Source organism: Vibrio sp. SCSIO 43140 (assembly GCF_023716585.1).
GTDB lineage: Bacteria > Pseudomonadota > Gammaproteobacteria > Enterobacterales > Vibrionaceae > Vibrio > Vibrio maritimus_B.
The window spans coordinates 1,530,720-1,551,526 of record NZ_CP071851.1 but is presented as its reverse complement, the minus strand read 5'-3'; the positions used below and the strand labels follow the sequence as shown (position 1 = coordinate 1,551,526).

General features: G+C 44.2%; 22 protein-coding genes. 12 read left to right on the top strand and 10 right to left on the bottom strand.

Translation table 11 applies throughout. The annotated features are described in order from the left end of the window. Positions 1 to 53: 53 nt before the first annotated feature. Complete coding sequence (locus J4N45_RS25400; protein WP_252015371.1) at positions 54 to 1,010, bottom strand: AAA family ATPase; 957 nt, start codon at positions 1,008 to 1,010, stop codon at positions 54 to 56. A 246-nt stretch (positions 1,011 to 1,256) separates the two neighbouring features. On the opposite strand from J4N45_RS25400, the gene J4N45_RS25395 reads away from it, so the two are divergent. From J4N45_RS25395 to J4N45_RS25380, 4 genes are all read left to right on the top strand, one after another. Further along, positions 1,257 to 1,457 (top strand): restriction endonuclease subunit S, encoded by a 201-nt coding sequence (locus J4N45_RS25395; RefSeq protein ID WP_234496360.1) that lies wholly within the window; start codon positions 1,257 to 1,259, stop codon positions 1,455 to 1,457. A gap of 363 nt (positions 1,458 to 1,820) precedes the next feature. Continuing rightward, on the top strand, positions 1,821 to 2,498 hold the full coding sequence (locus J4N45_RS25390) for a LuxR C-terminal-related transcriptional regulator (protein ID WP_353505889.1): 678 nt from the start codon (positions 1,821 to 1,823) through the stop codon (positions 2,496 to 2,498). 226 nt (positions 2,499 to 2,724) lie between these two features. Further along, positions 2,725 to 3,408, top strand: coding sequence for a LuxR C-terminal-related transcriptional regulator (locus J4N45_RS25385; protein WP_252015370.1), 684 nt, complete (start codon positions 2,725 to 2,727; stop codon positions 3,406 to 3,408). Positions 3,409 to 3,680: 272 nt separating this feature from the next. Beyond that, positions 3,681 to 4,148: a DsbA family protein gene (locus J4N45_RS25380; protein ID WP_252017244.1), complete on the top strand. Its 468-nt coding sequence runs from the start codon at positions 3,681 to 3,683 to the stop codon at positions 4,146 to 4,148. A gap of 63 nt (positions 4,149 to 4,211) precedes the next feature. On the opposite strand, the gene J4N45_RS25375 is transcribed toward J4N45_RS25380, so the two are convergent. From J4N45_RS25375 to J4N45_RS25365, 3 genes are read right to left on the bottom strand one after another with little or no spacing between them, the layout of a single operon-like run. After that, on the bottom strand, positions 4,212 to 5,048 hold the full coding sequence (locus tag J4N45_RS25375) for a CsgG/HfaB family protein (RefSeq protein ID WP_252015368.1): 837 nt from the start codon (positions 5,046 to 5,048) through the stop codon (positions 4,212 to 4,214). Between the two features lie 16 nt (positions 5,049 to 5,064). Then, a complete protein-coding gene (locus tag J4N45_RS25370) occupies positions 5,065 to 5,469 on the bottom strand; it encodes a curli assembly protein CsgF (protein WP_252015366.1) in 405 nt (134 codons plus the stop codon). Between the two features lie 12 nt (positions 5,470 to 5,481). Continuing rightward, positions 5,482 to 6,015 (bottom strand): curli production assembly/transport protein CsgE, encoded by a 534-nt coding sequence (locus J4N45_RS25365; RefSeq protein WP_252015364.1) that lies wholly within the window; start codon positions 6,013 to 6,015, stop codon positions 5,482 to 5,484. Positions 6,016 to 6,449: 434 nt separating this feature from the next. Here J4N45_RS25365 and J4N45_RS25360 point away from each other — a divergent pair, with 434 nt between their 5' ends. The 3 genes from J4N45_RS25360 (at position 6,450) to J4N45_RS25350 (ending at position 8,582) form a co-directional block, all read left to right on the top strand. After that, entirely contained in the window at positions 6,450 to 7,178 is a 729-nt protein-coding gene (locus J4N45_RS25360; RefSeq protein WP_252015362.1) for a hypothetical protein, read from the top strand. 165 nt (positions 7,179 to 7,343) lie between these two features. Next, positions 7,344 to 8,192, top strand: coding sequence for a hypothetical protein (locus tag J4N45_RS25355; RefSeq protein ID WP_252015360.1), 849 nt, complete (start codon positions 7,344 to 7,346; stop codon positions 8,190 to 8,192). An 87-nt stretch (positions 8,193 to 8,279) separates the two neighbouring features. After that, on the top strand, positions 8,280 to 8,582 hold the full coding sequence (locus tag J4N45_RS25350) for a hypothetical protein (RefSeq protein WP_252015358.1): 303 nt from the start codon (positions 8,280 to 8,282) through the stop codon (positions 8,580 to 8,582). 36 nt (positions 8,583 to 8,618) lie between these two features. On the opposite strand, the gene malK is transcribed toward J4N45_RS25350, so the two are convergent. Continuing rightward, entirely contained in the window at positions 8,619 to 9,728 is a 1,110-nt protein-coding gene (gene malK, locus J4N45_RS25345; RefSeq protein WP_042469966.1) for a maltose/maltodextrin ABC transporter ATP-binding protein MalK, read from the bottom strand. Between the two features lie 759 nt (positions 9,729 to 10,487). Here malK and malE (J4N45_RS25340) point away from each other — a divergent pair. The 3 genes from malE (J4N45_RS25340) to malG all read left to right on the top strand — a co-directional run bounded on the left by malE (J4N45_RS25340) (position 10,488) and on the right by malG (position 14,220). Beyond that, positions 10,488 to 11,669, top strand: coding sequence for a maltose/maltodextrin ABC transporter substrate-binding protein MalE (gene malE, locus J4N45_RS25340; protein ID WP_234496370.1), 1,182 nt, complete (start codon positions 10,488 to 10,490; stop codon positions 11,667 to 11,669). Positions 11,670 to 11,746: 77 nt separating this feature from the next. Continuing rightward, on the top strand, positions 11,747 to 13,318 hold the full coding sequence (malF, locus tag J4N45_RS25335; protein ID WP_042469970.1) for a maltose ABC transporter permease MalF: 1,572 nt from the start codon (positions 11,747 to 11,749) through the stop codon (positions 13,316 to 13,318). An 11-nt stretch (positions 13,319 to 13,329) separates the two neighbouring features. Continuing rightward, complete coding sequence (malG, locus tag J4N45_RS25330; protein ID WP_042469972.1) at positions 13,330 to 14,220, top strand: maltose ABC transporter permease MalG; 891 nt, start codon at positions 13,330 to 13,332, stop codon at positions 14,218 to 14,220. 214 nt (positions 14,221 to 14,434) lie between these two features. Here the strand turns inward: malG and J4N45_RS25325 are convergent, their stop codons facing one another. After that, positions 14,435 to 14,743, bottom strand: a complete 309-nt coding sequence (locus tag J4N45_RS25325; RefSeq protein ID WP_252015356.1) for a VPA0510 family protein — start codon at positions 14,741 to 14,743, stop codon at positions 14,435 to 14,437. Positions 14,744 to 15,060: 317 nt separating this feature from the next. Here J4N45_RS25325 and J4N45_RS25320 point away from each other — a divergent pair, with 317 nt between their 5' ends. Then, positions 15,061 to 15,957, top strand: a complete 897-nt coding sequence (locus J4N45_RS25320; protein WP_252015354.1) for a cation efflux transmembrane domain-containing protein — start codon at positions 15,061 to 15,063, stop codon at positions 15,955 to 15,957. A gap of 7 nt (positions 15,958 to 15,964) precedes the next feature. Here the strand turns inward: J4N45_RS25320 and J4N45_RS25315 are convergent, their stop codons facing one another. Beyond that, positions 15,965 to 16,213, bottom strand: coding sequence for a hypothetical protein (locus J4N45_RS25315; RefSeq protein ID WP_252015352.1), 249 nt, complete (start codon positions 16,211 to 16,213; stop codon positions 15,965 to 15,967). A gap of 80 nt (positions 16,214 to 16,293) precedes the next feature. After that, positions 16,294 to 17,211, bottom strand: coding sequence for a LysR family transcriptional regulator (locus J4N45_RS25310; RefSeq protein WP_252015349.1), 918 nt, complete (start codon positions 17,209 to 17,211; stop codon positions 16,294 to 16,296). Between the two features lie 116 nt (positions 17,212 to 17,327). Between J4N45_RS25310 and J4N45_RS25305 the strand changes: the two genes are divergently transcribed. Beyond that, complete coding sequence (locus J4N45_RS25305; protein ID WP_252015347.1) at positions 17,328 to 18,959, top strand: glycoside hydrolase family 13 protein; 1,632 nt, start codon at positions 17,328 to 17,330, stop codon at positions 18,957 to 18,959. A gap of 78 nt (positions 18,960 to 19,037) precedes the next feature. Here J4N45_RS25305 and J4N45_RS25300 read toward each other — a convergent pair whose 3' ends face one another. Together J4N45_RS25300 and malE (J4N45_RS25295) are read right to left on the bottom strand one after the other, a co-directional pair. Continuing rightward, complete coding sequence (locus J4N45_RS25300; RefSeq protein ID WP_197058645.1) at positions 19,038 to 19,196, bottom strand: hypothetical protein; 159 nt, start codon at positions 19,194 to 19,196, stop codon at positions 19,038 to 19,040. Between the two features lie 396 nt (positions 19,197 to 19,592). Beyond that, positions 19,593 to 20,768, bottom strand: a complete 1,176-nt coding sequence (gene malE, locus J4N45_RS25295) for a maltose/maltodextrin ABC transporter substrate-binding protein MalE (RefSeq protein WP_252015346.1) — start codon at positions 20,766 to 20,768, stop codon at positions 19,593 to 19,595. Positions 20,769 to 20,807: the final 39 nt, after the last annotated feature.

The following is a 20,807-nucleotide window of genomic DNA, read 5'->3' as shown; positions in this document are numbered from 1 at the left end:
AGTGTTATTCTTATCTTCTTACATGTGCCATCACAATGATTCTCAAGCCCCGGTTATGCCGAAGCAACAGTCCGTAGCAGCTCTTCGATTACCGCATTGCCATTGATACCCTCTGCTTGCGCTTGATAGGTTAACAGTAGGCGATGGCGTAGCACTGGATAGATAACTTCGTGAATGTCCTCTGGGCTTACAAAATCTCGCCCTGCCAACCAAGCGTGTGCTCTTGCTGCTCGGTCTAATGCGATGGTCGCTCGAGGGCTGACACCCATTTCAATCCAGTTTTCTAGATTGGCGCTGTATGTACTTGGTTGTCTTGTCGCCATGACTAAGCGCACGATGTAGCGCTCGATAGCGTCAGCCATGTGTATAGAAAGAACTTCTTGGCGTGCTTTAAATATCGATTCTTGAGAAAGCTTGGATTCAAATCGATGCGTTTCGCCCTGAGCTTCGCCACGATTCAATCTCAAAATCTCAAGTTCACTTTCCTCATTCGGATAATCCACTTCCAAATGAAGTAAGAAGCGGTCGAGTTGAGCTTCTGGAAGAGGGTAGGTGCCCTCTTGCTCGATTGGGTTTTGTGTCGCCATTACCAAAAACAGTTCCGGTAATGGATAAGTCGTTTGACCCACACTGATCTGTTTTTCCGCCATCGCTTCAAGCATTGCTGCTTGTACTTTCGCAGGGGCACGGTTCACTTCATCTGCGAGAACAAGTGAGTGGAATATTGGACCGGACTTAAATTGAAACTCCCCCGTTTCTGGGCGATAGATATCTGTACCTGTCAGGTCCGATGGAAGTAGGTCGGGTGTAAACTGGACACGGTGAAAGCTTCCCTCAATGCAATCTGCTAGGGATTTTACTGCGCGTGTTTTAGCAAGACCCGGAGGGCCTTCTACGAGGATATGACCATCAGCCAGTAACGCTACGAGTAGTTGCTTGACGAGATTGTCTTGGCCAATAACTTGAGATTGCAAGTACTGTTGTAGTTGTTGGAAAGACTGTGCTGGCATGATAATGGGTCCTTATAGCAAGCATTAAGAAAACAGTATAAGAAATAGAGAAAACAATGAGAGAAAAGTTCCCTAATCTAGGTCATTGTTTTGTAAATACATAGCTGTGGGCGCTATGGACAAAGTTCAAGAGCAAGCTGGATGAAAAGCAATCAGTTGCTTACCTAGATCAACAGATAATTGGTATGGATCCCACAAAACGAGTACACTAGCCGAAGTTTAGAGTTACAGATGAGGTTAATCATTATGAGCGATTTTGAGAAAGAGCTAGAGCAAATGGCGTCTCAAGTAGAGTCTGAGCCAGAAGTAGCGCTGCCTTCGATTGAAGAACAACGTGAAATTGCCGCAGAACTCAAAAGACTGGAAGCCGAAGGCAAGCTCACTCCAGAAGTGCTAGAGCACTATTTTGGTAAGTTCAATAAGGACAACCAAACCCCAATTCACTAATTGCTAATATTACAATAGTTAGCTGTCTAATTTGAGCCCTTACGGTCTTCTAAGTTATTAGGACCAGAATAAGTAGTAAGGGCTTATTTATGACTGTAATAATATAAACTTACGAATGAGCCACATAGTAGCATTTATTCATTAGTTTAACTGCCATATTTATCTAATCTAAATTCTAATTCGTCTCATAAATGAGACTCAACCCTAAGGCACTGTTTATTATGCCCACTATAGAATGTAATGGGTTTCATTGTGATCTAGATCGACTTGACGTTTTGAGGGTACAAGAGTCTATTATTAATCCTGTTATTTACACTAAAATAATTAATTCAAAAATAATCAACTAATCACATGGAGTGATAGATGAAGATGGCTCAAGCAAGGAGTCAACGAGCAGTACTGTTGGCAGCAAACACTCTTCAATCGTGCCTGTTAAAGGATATGGTTGAACAGAATCTGGATGTGGAGATTCGGCTTATTTCCCCAGAACGGCTTAACTACTACAACAAAGACACTAACCTAGAGGGCTTTGATTTAATCATTGCTGACTGCACAACACTCACAGCATCGCAGTTCAAAAAATATCACGATCTGAAAACAAGCTCCAACGACAGAGCTAGGGAAGTGTTGATAAATGCGAGTCCTGGCTTGCGGCAAAGTGAATTGCTGCAATGGCAGCATCTGGTGGGTGTTTTCTATATCAATGATGATTTGGACAAAGTGATCAAAGGGTTCGGCTGTATTCTCGAAGGTGAAATGTGGTTGAGTAGAAAGTTACTCCACGAATATATAATGTTTTATCGGGATAGAGTTTGTGCATCAACGAATCCTGATTACAGTAATCTAACCAAACGAGAACAGCAAATCATCAAGCTTTTGAGCGACGGTGCATCGAATGTGGAGATAGCTGAGAGGCTCTTTGTTAGTGAGAACACGGTTAAGGCACATTTACATAATACCTTCAAGAAAATAAACGTGACCAATCGGGTTCAAGCATTAATTTGGGCTAAAAATAACATCTCAGTGCACGAGTATGCTTAACTCAATGAAACAGGGAGATTTTGGACTTCCTGATTTAATTAGGTAACGCTAAATAAAGCTAGTTTGCAAGCGTGCTGGTTTCTCATATCTGAGAATATTTAAGTAACTTTCTGAATCTTGGACGTAAATACCAAATATGTACTAAGTCACTCGGCTTCTCTTTTTCTATCCTTTGTTATACTACACAAGTAGTAGCGCACAAAAGCATACTGACAAGGAGTTCGCTATGCCCAATGACAAGGACGCCAATACAAAGCAAGCTATTCTATTGGCGGGGAACAGCTTGCAATCCAGTTTGTTGAAGGAATCACTGGAACAAAAGGTGCCGTTGAATATTAGGCTGATTGCCCCTGAGCAGTTATATCAGCAACGACAGCAGGCACTCAGTCATGAGCTCGATTACGTCATTATTGATTATGCTGCGATTGGTAAGGGCAACATCGAGCGCTACCTTGAAATCGTTGAAGGCACAGAGCAGTACACGAAAGAGGTATTATTAAACGCGCCGAAAAGTCTTGCTCATGCAGATATGCTCAAGTGGCAAAACTTGGTTGGGGTGTTTTACGACACTGACACCATAGAAACATTAGCGAACGGGTTTGAACGGATTATCGATGGGGAATTATGGATGAGCCGCAAGCTTGTCTACGAGTATGTACATTTTTATCGACGTCGACAGTGCGCGAAAACCAGCCCTTATTATACGAAACTTACTAAGCGTGAGCAGCAGATCATTAAACTGCTTGGCGATGGTGCCTCTAACACAGAGATTGCGGATGCGTTGTTTGTGAGCGAAAACACGGTTAAAGCGCATTTGCATAATGCCTTCAAGAAGATAAAAGTGAAGAATCGCCTGCAGGCACTACTATGGGTTAAAAACAACGTCGCAACGAGCGAGTTCGTGCCGTAACAACTAATCCTTAGTGTGTATCCCGTGGTAGCAATGTAAAGCAGAAGCCGAGCCTATTCGCTTTCTGCTTTTTTACGTTTATCTACTGCTCATTGAGTTCACTACAAATACAGTTTCTATTACTTTTGAGCTCCTTTTGTTCAGGAGTTTCAGCGATGAGATGTCTTTTTACTGTCTTTCTTTTAAGCCTGGTGTCTAGCGTTAGTGTGGCTGGTCAATTTCGAGAGGGTATCCATTACCTCGAAATGGATAGGGAGCCTACAGTGACTCCGATGGTCATGCTATTTCACTCTCCTTATTGCGGGCCTTGTGCCATGGTGCATGACCCAATTCTTAAGCTTGCTTCAGACAAAGGTATGGACATCAAGGAAGTCCTTGTCCCTGTCGGAAAGATAGGTAATGACATACAACAAGGTTATGTCGTCGCCAAGCGACAAAACAAAGCCCACGCTTATATTAAGGCGCTTATCCGCCGAATCCACTTTACCAAAGACGACGCTCCTAGGCATAGAAAGGATGTGTTGGACGTATTGGATGACTGCGGCGTCGATGCGAGCGAGTTCGAAACACCGAGCCAGTGCATTAAAGACGAAATAGGAGAGCACAACCTTTTGGTCCGTCAATACCGTATTCGCCAAACGCCAACGATTATCGTCAATGGTAACAAGCAAATTATTTTGCCTTCATTGAAGAATATGGATGAGCTAGAGGAGTTGATCTCTGAGCTTTATCAAGGATGAAAAAACAGGGCTACGGGTAAGATCCATTTTCCGCATAGCCCTGTTTCCTGCTTACTCGGTTAGCTAAAGAATTTCCGTTGTCGCTTGTGAGTATTTTGCTATTATGGGGTGCGACATAGCCTGCGGGTCATTAGATGACCACATACCACGCTCCATTCCTTTCACAATAAGATGAATAACCGCTGCGTCAATTGCCGACATGACTGCGATATTAACAGGTTCATTGTTGCTGTAGCCGAGTTCCACTTCGAGTAATTCTTCATAATCAATGAAACGAAACGCCCCGAGGCCTATCTCGTGCGAAGAGATGGTTTTAGACGTAGTTACGCTAAGCAAAACTCTTCCGGTTCTGACGTCAACAGCCCTGAGATTTACGGTTACTTGATCAGTTCTGTACTGACCTGAACCACCAACACCAAGATATCTAGCTCCGGCACCGCCAGTGCGGAGATTAGAGTCGTAGGCAACAATTCCGCCTTCGATCACCACATTGGCTGAATTAAGGGATGACAAGTCGGTCCCGTGGTTGGATACAACCGTATCTTTTTTTTGTGCTGCTCGGATTATCTTGCGCTCAGTCAGCAAATTTTGTAGCCCTTCGCGTTCAAGTGGTACGAACCATTTGGAATCGATAAGTGCAGTAGTTAATAGTGACGTACCGCCTTGAGGAACTGCAGTAGAGAAATTACTGTTCGGAGACGGTTTATATTGTCCGGTTTGATCTCTGAAGTCATAAACAGAAACCATTATTTTCCCGACTGGAGGAGGGAGAGATGTTAAGTCGGTATAGACTGAACCGCGCTGCATCAACTTAGGAGATGCAGATGTTTCTGGAATTTCGAGGGAGTAAGAGCAGCCGCCGAGTACAAGGGAGGCGCAAAGTAAAATTAGACCTTTCATAGTACATTCCTTGTAGTTATAGGTCAGGTGTGAGTCCGGAAACGCTAATTTCAGTGGATTCTCCGGTTGTTTTATCAACGATCTGAACAATGAGCGTTCCATTATCGTCAACTACGTTTAAGAAAAAGTCATTCGTCTCTAGTTGCCCGGTGTTCCCATTACCTATGTCGGCCAGTAATTGGCTTATTAGCCTTGACTCCAAGCTAGCTGCTAAATTGTCCAACGCTGATTCTTCTTCAAAGTCAAACCCATTATTGTTGTCAGGTGGATCATACTGTGTAAAGCTTGCACCGTATTGCAGATGCGTCGTATTGAGGGGGTTTCCACCGAAACTGGGGTTGATAGGTTCATAAACTAGCTCACCTGAACAAGCTATCCCCGAAGCTAATGAAAGCAGCAATATGTATTTTGAATTAACCATATCCTTGTGTCCTCAAAATTCATCGTGTTCTAAGTCAAATGTGTCTTGCAGAGCTCTCTCTGCTTCCCACCTGATGATGTAGTTGTCTACAGTTCGAACAGCCTGTTGGGCTCTCTCTTCAGCTTGCCTTCTTCCCGGCGATAAGGCGGTTCGATATATTGTTTTCCGGGTATGACTTACCTCTATTATGCTTCCAGATAATGCTGTGGGAATCTCCTTCACTGTCAGATTCTCTTTAAGATCTGGGTATAGGTCGTTTAGTTCTTGAGCGAAAAAAGAGTAAAAGTCATCCCCCAAACGGGTCATGGTTCTGTCTACGATTACGCCTCTGATCTCGCTGTCTTGAAGGTAACGATTGCTCTTGCCTTTGTTTTTTTCAATGAGTGCCTTTTCTGCCGCTATACTCTTTGCAGTTTCGGGTTGCTCTGTTATCGCTTTTGTGACATTACTGCTTTTGTGATCGTCTGAGTAAGCCATTCCAATTGGACACAATCCGAGGGAAATCACTAGGACAAAACACCAACGCGTCTTAATCGTTATACTCATGTGTAGCCCGGTTCCTTACACTTTCTGTTTTGACCTTCATCTTCCAAACTCCACTCACTTATAGCCGCCCTTTTCGACATTAATTGAGGGCATATGAACGTAGTATAAGCAAACACTTTATCTATTTTAATAAACGGAAGTATTAGATTTGAAAACTAGATTTTGATGCTTAGGTTTCTATTCTTGCTCGATTAATAGAACTTGGAGTTAGGAAAAAGAAATAATAAAGGTAAATTAGTTTATGTGTCCCCAATTCCGATTCCACTAATATCTAGATAGGTCCAACCCGAAGAGAAAAGCGCAACTCCGCGAGCGGGATCCTTGAACTGTAATTACACGGATCACCAATAGCAATGTAACCCTTTAACTAATCGCGTTGATTTGTGCGGGTTTCATCATGTAATAAATGACTGCCGCTGAATAGGAAGTGTGGTATGAAATTAACTACCGTCGGGATGTTTTCGTCCTCCAATGGAAAAGCTAAATGTATTGTTTTAGCGATGGCTGTGTCAGTTTGTTTGTCCACTTGTTCCCTTGCGTTCAAGACGCAGGCGAGCGAAAACAGCGATGACATATCAGGTAGAGTTATAGAACGGGTTGTTAGTGAAAATGCATGGCGTTCATCAAGCGTCAGGCGGTCTGAGCAAGTGAGTCGTAGGCCGAGGCAGGAAGCGTTCCTTGGGTCTAATCGAGAGTATCAAGATTTGGTGGACACAGGGGATGTAGACAACTATTCAGAAGTGGATATTGATTCGTCCACAAATTCTGATGCATATATTTCACAGACTGGTTGGGGCGAAGGAAACGCCGGTAATCGAGCGAGGGTCAACATGCGCAACAACGAAAGCGGTTTTGCAGCGATCGAGCAGTCTGGGCGACACAACACTGGACTGATCAATCAAAGCGGAGAGGATAATATTGCGCTTCTGAGTCAAATAGGCATCGCTCATCAAGGAGCAATTCTGCAAGCAGGTGAAGATAATATTGCACTTTTAAGACAAAAAGGCATAGGCAGTGAAATTAGTATCACTCAAAACGGAGATGATAATTTAGCGGTTGTAAGAGATACAGGCTCGAACAAGCTCGATGTCAGTCAAACTCAAAACAGCCAAAGCATCGTTATTAACGCTGGAGCGGGGATGTCTGTGACAGTTGGACAGTAGCCCATGTTGATCACATTAAGTTACAAGCTCTGTCGTTTGAGAAAGTAAGTCATAGCTACTACCAGGTTGCGACACTTGTATTACTTGCTAACGCGTGATTCAGGTATCGAGACAATGCTTCTCTGGAAGCGAATCCGTCGACAAGGAAAATAAAGGAATTATATTATGAACAAAGTATCAATCGCAGTTATTGGAGCTCTTGCAGCTGTACCACTTGTAGTTAACGCAAATGGACACTCTCCACTTTTTAGTGACTCACAGCTAGAGGCGGAGACTGCAGCAAAATACAACCAGTTGTGGACTACAGATAATATCGACGTTGAGGTGTTAGTTAATTCTGATGACAACGTAATAGAGGTTGAGCAGAATAGTGGTGGGACTCTTCGAGGGAATATTTCAGATATTCAACTGACAGATAATAATGATAGTTATATTTCAGTTGAGCAAAACTCTTCGGCCGGTATTCGCGGTAACTCCTCCTTGATTCAGTTTAAAGGGGGCGACAATGATGCGTATGTTGTTCAGACAGGCAAAGAGAATGCTGTTCACTTTATGATTGAGAAAAACCACTCTAACAACAACACCTTCAAAGCAACTCAGGATGGTACCTGGAATGATACAACGGTCGTTGCGCTTGGCGGTGCTGATGGTAACTATGCAAACGTGGAGATCTTGGGTGGCGCTGATGCGACTGACAACGATACTTACACTAAGTTTACCAACAAGAATGCTGACGACAATATCGTTAACATCAAGGTGAGTGAAGGCGATGATAACCGCATCAAAACAATTGTAGCTGGTGCCGACAACGAAATTGATATCGATGTCCTTGATCGCAGTGATGACAATAGCATCTATGTCAATCAAACCAAAGGCGATTCATATGCTAGTATGTTGTTAGACGGAAGCAGTGATTATAACAACGTATCACTTACTCAAACACAAAATGATGCGTCTTACATGAAAGTGTTATCGGGTTCGGATCATAACTCAATTACCGTTGTACAGAACTAGTAATGTGACAGGGTATATTGTTTAAAAAATGGCTGCTTCGTGCAGCCATTTTTTTAGGGAGGAGCTGTGTTTGCTAAAGGCGCTGTAATGTTGATGAGTGTTGTATTGCCCGTCTGGGCAGCTTTTAGTTGTATGCTACCTTTGCAAGAGTGGGTGAGTTGTGAACATGGTCAAGACTTCAACGACATTTGTATCCGTGTAGATGGGCAAAGAGAGTTTAAGATTGGTACATCGAATGGAAATCAGATAACGATAAAAAAGAAAACGGGAGGGACGTCACAGCTTCGTCTTGAGGTGATGCAGTTCCCAGTAGTGATTAGAGAAAAGGAACATGAGGATGTTGTGATGATTTCTGCACGTTGTGATATAAAAAACCCTAATCAAGGTTGATTAGGGTTTAGTTGTTTCAGCTAGGTGGGCTGTAAATTAAACACCAGCTTCTTTATACAAACGACGACACGCCTTACCATCACTATGGAACAAGTGACAACGGTGAGCTGGAATACCAATCTCAAACTTATCACCAACTTCAACAGAAAGCGTATCAGGCTGACGGTAGATAACGTCTGCATCTGCGCTTTCAAGGTTTAGATAAACCTGAGTTTCGTTACCTAGCTTCTCAACGATCATGACTTCGCCGCCGACTTTCGCATCGCCTTCTTCCGCCGATACCAAGTGCTCTGGACGCACGCCCATAGACATACGGTCGCCTTTGTTAACGGTTGTGCCGTCAACAGGGATCCAGAAAGAGTCGCCATCAGAAAGCTGAACTTTAACGCGCTCTGCTTCTACTTCTTCGATGAATACGCTCATGAAGTTCATCTTAGGTGAACCAATGAAGCCAGCAACGAAGCGGTTATCAGGGTAGTGGTAAAGCTCAAGAGGCTTACCAACCTGCGCAACATAACCTGCGTCTAGAACAACAATCTTGTCTGCCATTGTCATCGCTTCCACCTGATCGTGCGTTACGTAGATCATGGTGCAGCCAAGCTGGCGTTGAAGTTTAGTGATTTGCGATCGCATGTTTACACGAAGCGCCGCATCTAGGTTAGATAGCGGTTCGTCGAGTAGGAATACGTTTGGCTGAGAGACTAGAGTACGACCGATAGCCACACGCTGACGCTGACCACCAGAAAGTGCTTTTGGCTGACGCTCTAGCAGGTGACCAAGCTGAAGGATTTCTGCTGCGTGCTCAACACGACGATCAATTTCTTTTTTGTCTGCTTTAGCAAGCTTAAGACCAAATGACATGTTGTCATATAGGTTAAGGTGAGGGTAAAGAGCGTAAGACTGGAATACCATGCCCACACCGCGCTTCGATGGTTCAACATCGTTCATGCGCTCGTCACCAATATACAAATCACCGGACGTGATGTCTTCTAAACCCGCGATACAACGTAGTAGAGTTGATTTACCACAACCTGATGGACCAACGAAGACAACAAATTCGCCTTCATTGATTTCTAGGTCGACATTCTTGGAGATCAGTACGTCACCGTACGCTTTACTAACATTTTTTAACGTGACACTCGCCATGTAGCTCGTCCTCGATTCATTTTTCTTTCCGTCGGTCATTATAGAGATAATTCGACAGGTAATAATAGTAGGAAATTGGTCAGTGTGTGACTCCAGCAACATGGCTGAAGCGTTAGGACTGTTTTGCTTATGATATTAGGGTTTTATGTTCCTTCGTTAGTGCAAATTGTCCTAGATGGAAAGAAAAAAGGGTGGCGCTGTACGATTTGGCGCCACCCTCAAAGCCAAGACTTCGCTAGTATCCCCCGACACAAATTGAAAACCTCCCCCGTAAAATAAATTACCACTAGTACTTCAATTTATGACTACTTGGCGAGCCCGGCGATGAAAACCCAGTATACGTTCCTTGTAGAAACTGATAGAGACAAGCTCTTACTGGTAAAGGGTTCTTACCATCCACTCTTGGATGACTGCAGTTTCCTTGATTGAGGTCGCTCAGACATCCTCCTGACAAAAATAATTATGGGGGTAGTAGAAAAGGAGGAGGAGGATAGGGGGGTAGAAATGACGTGTGAGATCTTGGTCAAAAATTTGCGCCTGATAATAGTGAATTCTGTCACAAGTGCAGATTGTTTTGTGATGTTGATCTATAGTCTTGGGCGATTGAGGTCACGGAAATCAACGCTTGTAGCGAGGGCGTAGAGAGTAGGATGATGAGAGCTTGCTGTATTTTTTAGATGATACTCGTCGAAACTTGGGAAATCCTCTGGATGAACCTCTGGATGAACCTGCGATCAAAACTATAAAAAGGATATAAACATGAAAAAAGCCCTAAGCACTGTAGCTCTAGGTACCCTAGTAGCTCTAGGTTCTTTTGGTGCAAACGCTGCTATCGAAGAAGGACAACTTACCATTTGGATTAATGGTGACAAAGGTTACAACGGTCTTGCAGAAGTAGGTAAAAAGTTCGAAGAAGACACAGGCATCAAAGTGACAGTTGCTCACCCAGATGGTCTTGAAGCTCGCTTCCCTCAAGTTGCAGCGACTGGTGATGGTCCTGATATCATTTTCTGGGCACACGACCGTTTCGGTGAGTATGCTCAAGCAGGTTTGCTAGCTGAGGTTAAACCTTCTAAAGAAACTAAAGAAGGCATCGTTGATTTCGCATGGGACGCAGTTAAGTACGACGGCAAAATCATCGGTTACCCAGTAGCAGTTGAATCTCTATCTCTAATCTACAACAAAGATTTGGTTCCAAACCCACCTAAGACTTGGGAAGAAGTTGAAGCATTGAACGCAAAACTTGCTAAAGATGGCAAGACTGCAATCATGTGGAACCTAAAAGAACCGTACTTCACATGGCCTCTAATGGCTGCTGACGGCGGCTATGCATTCAAATACAACGGTGGTAGCTACGACGTTAAAGACGCAGGTATCGCTAAAGAAGGTGTGAAGGACGCGCTTAGCTTTGTTAAAGGTCTAGTAGACAAAGGCGTTATCTCTGCAGACATGGACTACTCAGTATCTGAGTCTGCGTTCAACCAAGGTAAGACTGCAATGACTATCAACGGTCCATGGTCTTGGGCGAACATCGAGAAGTCTGGCATCAACTACGGTGTTGCTACGCTTCCTAAGTTCAACGGTCAAGCTTCTAAGCCTTTCGTTGGCGTACTAACAGCAGGTATCAGCACTGCGTCACCTAACCGTGACCTAGCGGTTGAGTTCCTAGAGAACTACCTACTAACTAACGACGGTCTACGTGAAGTGAACAACGACAAGCCACTAGGCGCAGTTGCTCTAACTTCATTCCAAGACGAGCTAGGTTCTGATGCACGTATCGCAGCGACAATGGACAACGCGATGAACGGTGAAATCATGCCTAACGTTCCACAAATGAGCGCATTCTGGGCTTCTGCTAAGAACGCTATCATCAACGTAGTTGACGGTCGCCAATCAGTTGACGCAGCAGTTGCTGATGCTGAAAAGCAAATGACTAAGTAATTTTCTAGAACTACCCTTTAAGGAGGGGGTAACCCCTCCTTCTTTTATTTTTTGTATTATCGCTAGCAGGTCCTTTTATGCAGTCAGTTCAAGGTACAGATGCCATGTCAGCTGAAACTAGTACAGTTCCAAGCAGCAAGAAAGTATTCATCAAGTGGGGACTTCTTGGCTCAGTGGGACTTATCAATGGTTACGCGACTATTCTTATGTATTCCCGTGGTGAGCTTGCATTCGCATTGCTTACTGTGATTCTTACCGCTCTGGCACTTTATATTTTCGGCAGTAAGAAAACGTACGCGCACCGTTATATCTATCCAGGTATTGCGGGTATGATCCTTTTTATTCTTTTCCCTTTGGCGTACACGGTAGGCCTAGCCTTCACGAACTACAGCGCGAAGAACCAACTCTCTTTGGAAAGAACTCAAAACGTTCTGATGCAACGCACTTTCCAAACTGGTGAGAGCTTCTCGTTTGATCTTTATAAGACAGAAAACGGTCACCGCATCTATGTGAAAGACGGTGAACAGCTGCTTGCTACACCTGAATTTGATATCTCTAGCCCATCAGCTGATTACGACCTATCGGCGGTAGATACTCAGGCTGGTGATAAGGAACAGATCAAAACGATCATTCAAAACCGTTCTACTTTAAACACGATTGATCTGCATATGCCGAGTGGTGAAGACATTCGTATGAGTGGCCTTCGTAAGTTCGCATCGGTACAGCCGCTTTATACGTTTGTTGAAGGCACTGATGACCTACGCGACAACAAGACTGGCGATCTACTACGTCCAAATATGGAAGTAGGTTTCTACCAACCAGTGAATGACAATGGTGAGTTTGTTGGTAACACAGTCTCTCCTGGCTTCATTGTAGGCATTGGTACACATAACTTTGAACGTGTATGGAAAGACGACGGTATCAAAGAACCGTTCATCAGTATTTTCATCTGGACAATCGTATTCTCTGCAGTGAGCGTTGCGCTAACGGTACTGATTGGTCTTATCCTGGCGAGCGTTGTTCAATGGGAAGCACTACGCGGTCGCGCTGTCTATCGTGTACTACTGATTCTTCCATACGCGGTACCAGCATTTATCTCGATTCTAATCTTTAAGGGTTTGTTCAACCAAAGCTTTGGTGAAGTGAACATGCTACTTGAAGGTCTATTTGGCATTAGCCCGAACTGGTTCTCTGATCCACTGATGGCTAAAGTGATGATTCTTATCGTGAACACTTGGCTAGGTTTCCCTTACATGATGATTCTATGTATGGGTATGCTAAAAGCGATTCCTGATGACCTGTATGAAGCGTCAGCAATCGATGGTTCAAACTTTGTTTCGAACTTCACTAAGATCACAATGCCACTGATGATTAAACCGCTAACTCCGCTACTGATTGCTAGTTTCGCGTTTAACTTCAACAACTTCGTACTGATTGCCCTTCTAACGAACGGTGGTCCTAACATGATTGGTACTTCTGAGCCAGCGGGTTACACCGACCTATTGGTTAACTACACGTACCGTATCGCGTTTGAAGGTTCTGGTGGTCAAGACTTCGGTCTAGCGAGTGCAATCGCAACACTGATCTTCCTACTAGTAGGTGCACTAGCACTACTCAACCTACGCGTCACGAAAGTAGCTCAAGACTAAGGAGGCCTAAAATGGCAATGGTACAAGGTAAGTCATTAAAATACCGCGTTTGGGCAACACACATCGCTATGTGGGCTTTCCTATCGCTGATTATTTTCCCACTACTGATGATTATCGCTATCTCATTCCGTGAAGGTAACTTCGCAACGGGTAGCCTAATCCCAGAGAACCCATCGCTAGAACACTGGAAACTAGCACTAGGTTTCTCGGTAACGAACGCAGACGGCTCTGTTACACCGCCTCCGTTCCCAGTACTAACTTGGTTGTGGAACTCAATTAAAGTTGCGGGTATTTCATCAATCTTGATTGTATGTCTATCAACAACGTCTGCTTACGCATTTGCTCGTATGCGCTTTAAAGGTAAGTCAACCATCCTAAAAGCGATGATGATTTTCCAGATGTTCCCAGCTGTACTAGCACTGGTAGCGATTTACGCATTGTTCGACAAACTAGGTCAGTACATTCCGTTCCTAGGGTTGAATACACACGGCGGTTTGATTTTCTCTTACTTGGGTGGTATTGCACTTCACGTATGGACAATCAAAGGCTACTTCGAAACGATTGATGGCTCTCTAGAAGAAGCTGCAGCACTTGATGGTGCAACGCCATGGCAAGCATTCCGCCTAGTTCTTCTGCCACTATCAGTGCCAATTCTAGCGGTTGTATTTATTCTGTCGTTCATCATGGTTGTTGGTGAAGTACCTGTAGCATCACTACTACTTTCTGATGTAAACTCGTACACACTAGCGGTTGGTATGCAGCAGTACTTGTACCCTCAGAACTACCTATGGGGTGACTTCGCGGCAGCGGCGGTACTATCAGCACTACCTATCACAGTCGTATTCCTACTCGCACAGCGTTGGTTGGTTGGTGGTTTGACCGCCGGCGGTGTAAAAGGATAAAAACGATAAGGGTGACCGCAAGGTCACCCATTTTTTTGTCTTGTTTAACACCTATTGGTTTGGCCGCCGACAAGTTAAATAAGCAACACTGGTGTTACGTATAGCTGGCTGTTAAACGGATTCCTTACTGTCACGACTAACAGTTCTTGTAACCGACGCCCGAGCATTCGCTCGGGCTTCTTCTTTTCTAAACCTAGATGACTCTTCCCACTTGTTACTTGATGATGACGTTGACGTAATTGTCGCCTTGTCTGCGGTAGTAATGTCCATCCACACGTGCATAGGTGAAGTTGCCGATTTTTATGTACGTCGTGTGCCTCGGCATTTTTTTGTAGTGGTAGTGTCGGTGTTTTGGGCGCTTCTTAGGGGAAGGGTGGTACTTCTTCACCACCACAACTTCCTTGTGGTGTTTTCCTTTGTGTTTATGTTTGTGCTTGTGGTGTCCATGAGGGTGCGCCGAAGCATTAAGGCTCACTAAACCAACGAGAATGGCTACCACTGCAGAAAGTTTTAATTTGGACATTATTCGCGTCTCTAATAGGTTCTTGGAGTGAACAATGTAGATCCCTATGGTCATAGTCCTGTTACCCGACGGTTAGCGACCGTACGGGAATCGCAAAGAAATCCCCAATTTTGTCAGGATGTTACCTTTTGATACTTTTGTTTTTATGTGGAAAACGAATTGTTCCTAAGCTGACCTAACGTAGGAATGTGATAAGTGATGTCACCGTTTGCACTATCTTTGAGCAAACGGTGTGTCCGCCATAGGAATGGTCATATAGCTGTGTTATAAGAATTAACACAATAGTAATAGTTACTGCGTTTGGAAAGGATGACCAAATGATAAAAATCAATGAATCCAGAGCATTAATAATTTCAGCGGTAGGTGCCGGTATTCTCGCGCTTTGGGGCGGTATTATGGCCTCTATTTCGGGTTCTAGTGCCATCTTATTAGATGCTTCGTTTAACCTGCTTTCAGCTGTGGTATCGTTCGCTTCATTGCGTATCGCGAAGCTTACAGAGTCTGGCACGTCAAGACATTATCCCATCGGCTTCTTTGCGTTTGAGCCGCTAATTGTGGTGATTAAAGGCATAACGATACTGATTTTGATCGCGTTTGCGGTGGGCAGTAATATTCCTGTGATCCTTGCTGGTGGTAGAGAGCCCGCATTGGGTCTAATGGCCGTCTACGTGTTCCCTGCAGTGATTCTATGTGCACTTCTTTATTGGGCGTGCCACATAGGCCACAAGCAGTCTAACTCCGATATTCTCAAAGCAGAGAAGAACGCTTGGTTTATCAATGGTGTGATATCCGGTGCTATCGGTGTCGCTTTGGTGCTGGTGATTATTATCCAAGAGACGTCATTTGGATGGGTTGGACGTTATATCGACCAAATCTTGGTGGTGTTGTTCAGTCTCGCGTTTATCAGTGACCCGATTAAACTCATAAAGAATGGTATGCGAGAGCTTACTCTAGCCATGCCACCAATTGAGCACACTAAACCTATCTACCGCAGCTTAAAAGGCTTGGCGCAAGAATACGAGATTGAGATTGTCGATATTTTCATTACCAAGTTAGGTAGAAAAACTTGGGTATCGATTTACGTTGATCCGAAGCGAGAGTCGATGACGTTTAAGAGCTATGAGCGCTTTGTGGAAGATGTTAGTTGTAAGGTCGATAAACCCTACACAGTGACAGAAGTGGATGTCATTCTGAAACGCTCACCCACTGCATAAGACAGCGCTAAGCTAGTTCACGGCTAGAGGGCGCACATCCTACGTACTGGAGTAAGACATACAAACTCTCTTGCTCCAGTGCGACTTTCTGAAATAAATCAGCAAATACATCATCACCACCAAAGCAAGCATTGATGTAGTGGTTGATCTCTTCTCTTTGATACCCCTCGACATACATGGTTCTAATCCATTGATATTCAACAGACTTTAAGTTGGTCAATGTGGTTTCACTTAAGGTGATGTCGTTAAGGGTCAAGTCGAGCTCCTGTCTCTTACTAAAATAGGAGTCGCGATTACATCAAACTTTAATGAAAGAAAGATGACAATCGAGTGACCTTACAGGGATTTTACATTTGTGTACGCGATATCAGCGTTGGACTTCAGAAGTTCAACTAACTCATCCACGTTTCGTTTCGCTTCCCCTTGTTTGGTGTAGATACCAATGTTTCCGATTTTTTCGCTATCTAGATACGCGGCAACGATGTTGTGTTTTTTCAACCATGCTTGTGCTCTATGGCTGTATGGCATTACGGCTTGTGTCATATGAAGCATATCTATACTCGCCATCACTGAGTCCACGTCATAGATGATCCGCTCGTCGAGCAGTTCATCATGTGGTAGACCATTTAATAGGACAGATTGATGCCTTGGATGGCTTGGCGTCACTCTGAGCAAGGGGTAATTACTTATAACACTGTGATCAGAGATGCCAGTGGCGAGGGGATGGCGATTTGAAACATAGAGCGCTTCGAAGTCTTGAAACAAAGGTTGGAACGCGACGCGGCAGGATTCGGACAGGTCTGAAACCTCATGACCTATAAATAAATCTATATCACCCTGGATCAAGTGATGCAGCAAAGAGAGATTGTTGCCAAACTCTAGGTGAAAAGAACTCGCTGGATGCATTGCTTGATAATCCATCACCGATCGCTTAACAAACCCTTCCCACCACACTTCACCAGTACCAATTTTCACCTTACCAAACTGACGCTGCTGCATATCATTAAACTGGTGTTTTAGCGCAAAGTAATGCTCTTGTTGTTCTTGAGCAAACTCACGAAACTTAAGACCATAAGCGGTCAGCTCCACGCCTTTTGAGAGACGGTTGAAAAGTGGTGCTCCCATCTCGCTTTCTAGCTTTTTGATCGCCGCGGTGAGTGAGGGTTGGCTAATGTAGAGTTCATCAGAGGCACGTTTGATATTGCCGTGTTTTGCTACCGCTAAGAAGTACTTTATCGATTTATTTAGTGCCATGGCATCGAAAGCTCTGCTATATAAAAAAACTATAGGATTATACGAAGATTCTATTTTTAATCCCAGCATGAACTTCGTAAAGTGGTGGCAAATCAATATTAGTAAAGGATCGGTTCATGGAACAAAAATGGTGGCATGACTCTGTGGTCTATCAAATCTACCCGCGAAGCTTTTGCGATTCCAACGGTGATGGTATTGGTGACCTAAATGGTATTCGCTCAAAGCTCGATTATTTGGCAGGTTTGGGCGTCGATGTTCTTTGGTTGTCGCCTGTCTATCAATCTCCGATGGATGATAACGGCTACGATATTTCTAATTATCAAGCCATTGCCCCTGAGTTTGGCTCTATGCAGGATATGGAAGCACTGATCGAGGAAGCCAAACAAAAGAATATTCGTATCGTGATGGACCTTGTTGTCAACCACACATCCGATGAACATTCTTGGTTTCAACAAGCCTGTGAGTCAAAAGACTCGCCATATCGCGATTACTACGTTTGGCGAGATGCAAAGCCCGACGGCAGTGCGCCTAGCGATTTGGAATCCATATTTGGTGGCAGTGCATGGGAGTGGCACGAGCAGACTCAGCAGTACTACCTTCACTTGTTCTCCAAAAAACAGCCAGATTTAAATTGGGAAAACTCAAAGGTCCACGATGAAGTCCATCAAATGATGAACTGGTGGATAGAGAAGGGGATTGGGGGTTTCCGACTCGATGTTATCGATCTTATTGGTAAAGATATCGACAAGGGCATCACAGGCAATGGACCGCGCCTGCATCCACTCCTTCAGAAAATGAACCAAGCGACGTTTGGTGATAAGGACTTGCTGACAGTAGGAGAAACTTGGGGCGCAACGCCGGAGATAGCCAAATTATACAGCGCACCTGAACGAGGTGAGCTGTCAATGGTGTTCCAGTTTGAACATATCACCTTAACTTGGAAAGACGGGGATAAATGGCAGCCTGCTAAGTTAGATTTAAGGGCTTTTAAGGAAGTACTAACGAAGTGGCAACTAGAGCTCAAAGATACAGGTTGGAATTCATTATTCTGGAATAACCATGATCTTCCTCGTGCAGTGTCGAAGTATGGCGATGATGGAGAGCATCGTGTTAAGTCTGCGAAAATGCTGGCTACCGTTTTGCATTGCCTTAAAGGTACTCCATATATCTATCAAGGTGAAGAGATTGGTATGACCAACGCAAACTTTGAGCATCTTGAGCAATACCGAGATATCGAGTCGCTGAACTTTTATAAGGTCAAGACAGACGCAGGTATCAGTCATGACGAGATGATGCAAGCGCTGCAAGAAAATGGTCGAGACAATGCCCGTACGCCTATGCAGTGGTCTACAGAGCCGCAAGCTGGCTTTACAAAAGGTACGCCATGGATTGAGGTGAATCCAAACTACACAGAGGTGAATGCGGAGAAGGATTTAGCGTCCGACGACTCAATTTATCACTACTATAAAGCGTTAATTTCTCTTCGTAAGCAGCACAAGTCCATAGTGTATGGAGAGTTTCGCCCTCTACTAGAAGAGCATGAAGACGTGTTTGCTTATTTGCGTCATCTTGGTGAAGAGAGTCTATTGGTTGTTGCTAACTTCAGCAGTGAAAATCACCAGGTAGATCTGAGCCAATATAATGAGTTTAACCAAAATATCTTACTCTCAAATGGACGTGGTAAGCTTGAAAACCTCAATAGTTTAATGTTGCAGCCATACGATGCGATGGTCATTCAGTTAACCTAACTATCTGAATAGGTGTTTAAAAAAGCAAAAGGCGAACTAAATACTTAGTTCGCCTTTTGCATTGCGCTTTGTCTGAAACTAGAACGAGCGATCACCCTCTTTATCTAGCTCAATCTCAATTTCTAGCTCATGGTAGTAGGGGTCATAGGAGCAATCACCGATCTCATTTCTAGGGCATACGTGTTCTGTGTTTCTCTCAATCATAGGGGTATTACACATTGGGCAAGTACGGTCCATATTAGCTCTCCTATATTCAACTAACACTGATGCTATCACGCTAGGTTGACGGACACATCAGCTCTTTTTACGCGTTCGATCCTTCGAGGATCGTTTGGCGGTATATTTGTGTATAGCCAGTATTGTGGGTTAATTCCATGTCGGTTTTGTGAATCCAGAGCAGAGTGTGATCGTCCATTTACAATTAAATGTTCGATATGTAAGAAGTGACAACGTCAAGGTGTTGTTCTCACGTGGCTTTTGCGTAGATGCTTCTAGCTAGGGCGAGGCTTTGCCAACTTTCCATTAATATATTTGCTAACAACTTCGCTATTTGCAGATAGAAAAAGTTGCAGATAGAAAAAAGCCCACCTGCTAGTGTGGGCAAAACCATTTAGGTCCAAACTAAGGTGAAGGTTACTTCACTAACTGTTTCTCTGCTGTGGCTAAAGCGGCTTTGACCGTTTGACGGCCGGTGAGAGCGTTCTCAATGGCTGCGCCCTCTGACATCCAGAACGTCATCATTTGCGGTAAGGCTGGCATGATTTCACCGTTTTCGGCGTTAATCATGGTAGAACGGATCCTGTCATCGGATTCTAATGATTGTTGGAATGACTTGAGAGTGACAGCCCCCAGAGGTTTATCGTTGTTGATGGTCTCTAAAGCATCATCAGTAAACAAATAGTTCTCAATGAACTCAACCGCCAAATCTTCATTTGGACTCGCGGAGCTGATACCCGCACTTAAAATACCAACAAATGGGTTGGACTTATGGCCATCCAAAGTAGGGAAGGTAGCCACACCATAATTAATACCTGCCTTGTCGAGGTTGCCCCATGACCAAGGTCCGTTGATGGTCATTGCGACTTGACCTTTAACGAACGATGACTCGGCGTTGGCGTAGTCCATTCCAGGGTCGAATATGCCATGCTGCTTCATATCTAATAGGAATGCCAAGTTTTCTTGCGCTTGTTGGTTGTTGATGCCAATGTCATTTGCATCATGACCATCTGCAGTTTTCGCGAATGAGTAGGTGCCTGCTGAAACAATTGGCCAGGTGAAGTAGGCGTTTTTCACATCCCACATCATAGTACCTTTGCCTTGCGCTGCCATTTTGGCGTGAATTTCTGGCAGCTCTTCCCATGTGCTTGGAGGTTCTGGCAATAGGTCTTTGTTGTAGATAAGTGAGATAGCCTCAATGGCGAGAGGATAGCCAATCAATTTACCTTTGTAATTGACGGCATCCCAGCTAAAGTCGACCAGTTTCTCCTGAAACTCTTTGCTTGGATTTACTTCACGGAGTAAGCCGGATTCCGCATAGCCTCCAAATCTATCATGAGCCCAGAAAATAATATCGGGGCCATCGCCAGTAGCCGCCACTTGTTGAAAACGAGCTTCCAGAGACTCAGGAAACTGAACACTGACCTTGATGCCGGTATCTTCTTCAAACTGACGGCCGACTTCTGCGAGTCCTTCATAGCCTTTATCACTGTTGATCCAGATAAGCAGTTCACCTTCGGTGACCGCGAGTGCGGGTGTAGCCATTGACGTTGTTAGTGCTAAAGCAGTTAAGGATGTTTTTAGTGTTTTCATTATGACTATCCTGTCCATTTGCATTGGACCCAGAATAGT